The organism is Cupriavidus sp. SZY C1, assembly GCF_032190535.1.
Lineage (GTDB): Bacteria > Pseudomonadota > Gammaproteobacteria > Burkholderiales > Burkholderiaceae > Cupriavidus > Cupriavidus pauculus_C.
In genome coordinates, this window is record NZ_JAUANU010000030.1 from 1 (window position 1) to 4939 (window position 4939).

At 70.8% G+C, this 4939-nt stretch carries 4 protein-coding genes; all 4 read left to right on the forward strand.

Features of this window, described 5'->3' with window-relative positions; translation table 11 throughout:
• On the forward strand, positions 1 to 922 hold a 922-nt coding region (locus tag QTN24_RS24860), incomplete at its 5' end, for an ABC transporter substrate-binding protein (protein WP_313840231.1).
• Positions 919 to 2064: a thiolase family protein gene (locus QTN24_RS24865; protein ID WP_313840232.1), complete on the forward strand. Its 1146-nt coding sequence runs from the start codon at positions 919 to 921 to the stop codon at positions 2062 to 2064. The genes QTN24_RS24860 and QTN24_RS24865, both read left to right, overlap by 4 nt.
• A complete protein-coding gene (locus QTN24_RS24870) occupies positions 2061 to 2414 on the forward strand; it encodes an OB-fold domain-containing protein (RefSeq protein ID WP_313840233.1) in 354 nt (117 codons plus the stop codon). The genes QTN24_RS24865 and QTN24_RS24870 overlap by 4 nt, the downstream gene beginning before the upstream one ends.
• Positions 2415 to 2453: 39 nt before the next feature.
• A complete protein-coding gene (locus QTN24_RS24875; RefSeq protein WP_313840234.1) occupies positions 2454 to 4589 on the forward strand; it encodes an acetate--CoA ligase family protein in 2136 nt (711 codons plus the stop codon).
• The last annotated feature ends 350 nt before the right edge of the window (positions 4590 to 4939 follow it).

Here is a 4939-nt window from a genome sequence, read left to right on the forward strand (position 1 = left end):
CGCCATCCTGGACGTGGCCGCGTCCGCGCCGGCGCTGGCCGTGCTCGACGTCGCCAGGCAGAAGAACAAGGTGGTGGTGTTCTCCGGCCCCGGCAGCGAGCGGATCACGAACGACCTCTGCACGCCGGTCTCGGTCCACTACGCCTACGACACCTACGCGCTGGCCAATACCACGGCCCGGGCGATGGTCCAGCGCGGCGGCAAGACGTGGTTCTTCCTGACCGCCGACTACGCGTTCGGCCACACGCTCCAGCAATCGGCCACCACGGTGGTCACCGAGGCCGGCGGGCAGGTGCTGGGCGCGGCCCGGCATCCGATCAATACCAGCGACTTCGCGTCGTACCTGCTCCAGGCCCAGGCCAGCAAGGCCCAGGTGGTGGGGCTGGCCAACGCGGGCGGCGACACGGTCAATGCCATCAAGGCCGCCTCCGAGTTTGGCCTGACGCGCAACGGCACCCAGAAGATGGCCGGGCTGTTGCTCTACATCAACGACATCCACGCCATCGGCCTGAAGACGGCGCAGGGGCTGGTGCTGACCGAGGCGTTCTACTGGGACATGAACGACGCCACGCGGACGTGGTCGCGCAAGTACTTCGACAAGGTCAAGAAGATGCCGAACATGAGCCAGGCCGGCGTCTATTCGTCGGTCACGCACTACCTGAAATCCGTGCAGGCGGCCGGCACCGACGAGACGGCGCCCGTGATGAAGCAGATGAAGTCGCTGCCGATCAACGACTTCTTTGCCAGGAACGCGCGGATCCGCGAGGACGGCCGGATGATCCACGACATGTACCTGTTCGAGGTCAAGAAGCCCGAGGAATCCAAGTACCCGTGGGACTACTACAAGCTGCTGGCCACCGTGCCCGGCGACCAGGCGTTCATGCCGCCGGCCAAGTCCCAGTGCCCGCTTTTGAAGAAATGACGATGGCAGAGACGTATGTGCGCGGCGTCGGCAACACGCGCTTCGGCCGGCTGCCCGGCAGTACGCCGCTGACGCTGATGGCGCAGGCTGCCGATGCCGCGCTGGCGCACGCCGGCCTGCCGCGCGACCAGATCGACGGCGTGCTCTGCGGCTACGCCACCACGCTGCCGCACCTGATGCTGGCCGACCGCTTCTGCGAGTTCGCGTCGCTGCGGCCGGCCTACGCGCATGGCATGGCCGGCGGCGGCGCCACGGGCGGGCTGATGGCGATGCTGGCGCATGACCTGGTACGCAGCGGGCGATGCCGCAACGTGCTGGTCGTCGCCGGTGAGAATCGTCTTAGCGGCCAGAGCCGCGACCAGTCGGTGCAGACGCTGGCGCAGGTCGGCGCGCCCGAGATCGAGGTGCCGAACGGCGCCTCGGTGCCCGCCTACTACGCGCTGCTGGCATCGCGCTACCTGTTCGAGACCGGCCTGGACGCCGACGCGCTGTCCGACTTTGCCGTGCTGATGCGCGAGCACGCGGCCGGGCATCCCGACGCCCACCTGCGCGAGCCGCTGACGCTGGACGCCGCGCGTCAGGCGCGGCCCATCGCGTCGCCGCTGCGGCTGTCCGACTGCTGCCCGATCTCGGACGGCGCGGTGGCCATCGTCGTGTCGCCCAAACCGGGCCCCGGCCGCCCGGTGCGGATTGCCGGCGCCGGGCAGGCGCATCGCCACCAGCACCTGTGCGCCATCGACGACGTGATGGCCACCGGCGCCGCCGACGCCGCCGGGCGGGCGTTGGCCGAGGCCGGCTGCACCGTGGCCGATATCGACACGCTCGCCATCTACGACTCGTTCACGATCACGCTGGTCATGCTGCTGGAAGAGATCGGCATCGCGCCACGCGGACAGGCGGTCGCGCGGCTGCGCGCGGGCGATTTCCGCGCCGATGGGCCGCTGCCGCTGAACACCCACGGCGGGCTGCTGGCGTTCGGCCATTCCGGCGTGGCCGGCGGGCTGATGCACCTGGCCGAGGCCGCGCGGCAACTGGCCGGCACGGCCGGCGCGCGGCAGGTGCCGCCGCATCGGCGCGCCCTGTTCCATGCCGACGGCGGCGTGCTGTCGTCCCATGTCAGCCTGGTCCTGGAGGCCTCATGACATCGCCATTTTCCGAAGGCGTGGCCGCCGGCGTGGTCCGCTACGAGCACTGCGACGCCTGCGGCGCCTGGCAGCCCTTGCAACGCCATGCCTGCCGCCAGTGCGGCAGCCGCGCGCTGGTCTGGCGCGACAGCGGCGGGCTGGCGACGGTGCACGCCGTTACCGAGGTATTCCGCGGGCCGACCGAAGCCTTCCAGGCACTGGCGCCGTACACGCTGGTCATCGCCACGCTCGACGAAGGCCCGCGCGTGATGGGCCACGCCGCGCCGGGCACCGCCATCGGCGACCGCGTACGCGCCAGCCGCTTCGACGTCGACGGCCAGCCGCTGCTGCGCTTCGTCCCCGCCTGACCGGCCCGCCTCACCCAGAACAACACCGAGACCACACCGATGTCCGACACCCTCTCCGCCCTGCTCGCCCCGCGTTCCGTTGCCATCGTCGGCGCGTCCGACAACATCCACAAGATCGGCGGCCGGCCGATCCACTATATGAAAGCGATGGGCTACGCCGGCACGATCTACCCGGTCAACCCGCAGCGCGAGACGCTGCAGGGGCTGCGCGCCTACCCGTCGCTCGACGCGCTGCCCCAGGCGCCCGAGCTGGCCGTGATCGTGGTGGGCGGCGATGCGGCGGTGCAGGCCGTGGCCGACTGCGCGCGGCTGGGCGTGGGTGCGGCCATCGTCATTGCCTCGGGGTTCGGCGAGGCCGGTGAGGACGGCCGGCGCCAGCAGGACGACATGGTGCGCATCGCGCGCGGCGCCGGGCTACGCATCGTCGGGCCGAACAGCCAGGGGCTGGCGAACTTCGGCAATGGCGCCATCGCCAGTTTCTCGACCATGTTCATCGAAATTCCGCCAAAGGACGGACCGGTCGCGGTGGTCAGCCAGAGCGGCGGCACGGCGGCGCTGGTCTACGGGCTGCTGCGGCACCAAGGCATCGGCGTGCGCCATGTGCACGCCACGGGCAACCAGGCCGACGTGACCGTCAGCGAACTGGCGCTGGCCGTGGCGCATGACCCCGACATCCGGCTGCTGCTGCTTTATCTGGAAACGCTGACCGACCCGGCCGTGCTGGCCGAGGCCGCCGCCGTGGCGCGGGCGCGCGGCGTGCCGGTGGTGGCGGTGAAATCGGGCCGCTCGCAGGCCGGCGCGCGCGCCGCGGCGTCGCACACGGGCGCCATGGCCAACGAGGACCGCGCGGTCGACGCCTTCCTGGCCCGCCACGGCATCTGGCGCGTCGACGACGCCCACGCGCTGGCCCGCTGCGCGCCGCTCTACCTGCGCGGCTGGCAGCCCGAGGGCCGCCGGCTCGTCGTCGTCAGCAACTCGGGTGCGAGCTGCGTGATGGCCACCGACAGCGCCGACGCGCTCGGCATCGGCATGGCGCCGCTGGCCCCGCCCACCCAATCCGCGCTGGCCGGCAAGCTGCCCGGCTTCGCCGCGACGGCCAACCCGGTCGACGTCACGGCCGCGCTGCTGACCAACAGCGGCCTGTTCGGCGACGTGCTGCCCATCGTCGGCGCCGATCCGGCTGCGGATTTCGTGCTGCTCGATATTCCGGTGGCCGGCATGGGCTACGACGTGCCGCGCTTTGCCCGCGACGCCGCGCAGTTTGCCGACACGGCCGGCAAGCCGATCGCCGTCGCCGCCTGGCAGGAATCGGTGGCCGGTGTGTTCCGCGCGGCCGGCGTGCCAACGTTCTTCCACGCCGCCGACGCGCTGGCCGCCTTCCACCAGCTCACCGCCCACCAGCAGTTGCTGCGCGACATCGCTGGCGAAACGGCCATGCCGACATCGGCACCGCCAGCCACGGCGCCCGCCCGGACGCTCAGCGAGGCCGCCAGCCTGGCCCGGCTGGCCAAGGCCGGCGTGCCCGTGGTCGAACACTACCTGTGCCAGACCGCCGAAGAGGCCGTGGCCGCCTGGCAACGGATCGGCGCCCCGGTCGCGGTCAAGGCCAGCTCGCCAGCCGTGCCACACAAGAGCGAACACGGCCTGGTCGCGCTGAACTGCAACAGCCGCGACGCCATCGTCGCCGCCTTTACCCAGCAGACCCAGACGCTCGACACGCTGCACGCGCCCTGCGAAGGCGTGATCGTCGCCCGCATGACGCGCGGCCAGCGCGAGTGCATGGTCGGCGCGCACTGGGACCCCACCTTCGGCGCCGTCCTGCTGATCGGCGACGGCGGCAAGTACGTCGAAACCCTGCGCGACACGGCCGTGCTGCTGGCCCCCGCCCGCCCCGCCACCATCGAACGCGCCGTCCGCCGCCTGCGCATCGCCCCCATCCTCGACGGCGTGCGCGGCGATCCCCCGCTGGACATCGCCGCCCTCTGCACCTTGGCCGCGCAGGTCGGCCAACTGGTGCACGCGGCACAAGGCGGCATCCGGTCGGTCGACCTGAATCCGGTCATGCTGGGGGTGTCGGGGGCGGTGGTGGTGGATGGGTTGATGGAGGTGGCGGAGACCGACTTTCTCGGCGAATGCCACGGCGTTGGTTTGCGCCCCTCTCCCACAACGTGGTGAGAGCGGCTGGGGGAGAGGGTGTTGAGGTGCTGCTTGCCGACAGGTCGCAGTTTGAACCGCCGGCCCTCACCCCCAACCCCTCTCCCGCGTGCGGGAGAGGGGAGCAAAAAAACGCCGCCGGCGAATGCCATGCCACTGGTTTTCTCCCCTCTCCCACAACGTGGGAGAGGGGCCGGGGGTGAGGGTGTTGAGGTTCTGCTTGCCGATCTGTCGCAATTTGAACCGCCTGCCCTCACCCCCAACCCCTCTCCCGCTCGCGGGAGAGGGGAGCAAAATGTAGTGGTCAAGTTTTTTCAGACAGGTATTAAGGTTGTCTGGCGTTTGAACTTGTCCTCAAACTCCTGCGGCGA

Excerpts from the sequence above, each read along its gene's own strand:
- QTN24_RS24865 (WP_313840232.1), top strand. The coding sequence starts at position 919 with ATGACGATGGCAGAGACGTATGTGCGCGGCGTCGGCAACACGCGCTTC.
- QTN24_RS24870 (WP_313840233.1), top strand. The coding sequence starts at position 2,061 with ATGACATCGCCATTTTCCGAAGGCGTGGCCGCCGGCGTGGTCCGCTAC.
- QTN24_RS24875 (WP_313840234.1), top strand. The coding sequence starts at position 2,454 with ATGTCCGACACCCTCTCCGCCCTGCTCGCCCCGCGTTCCGTTGCCATC.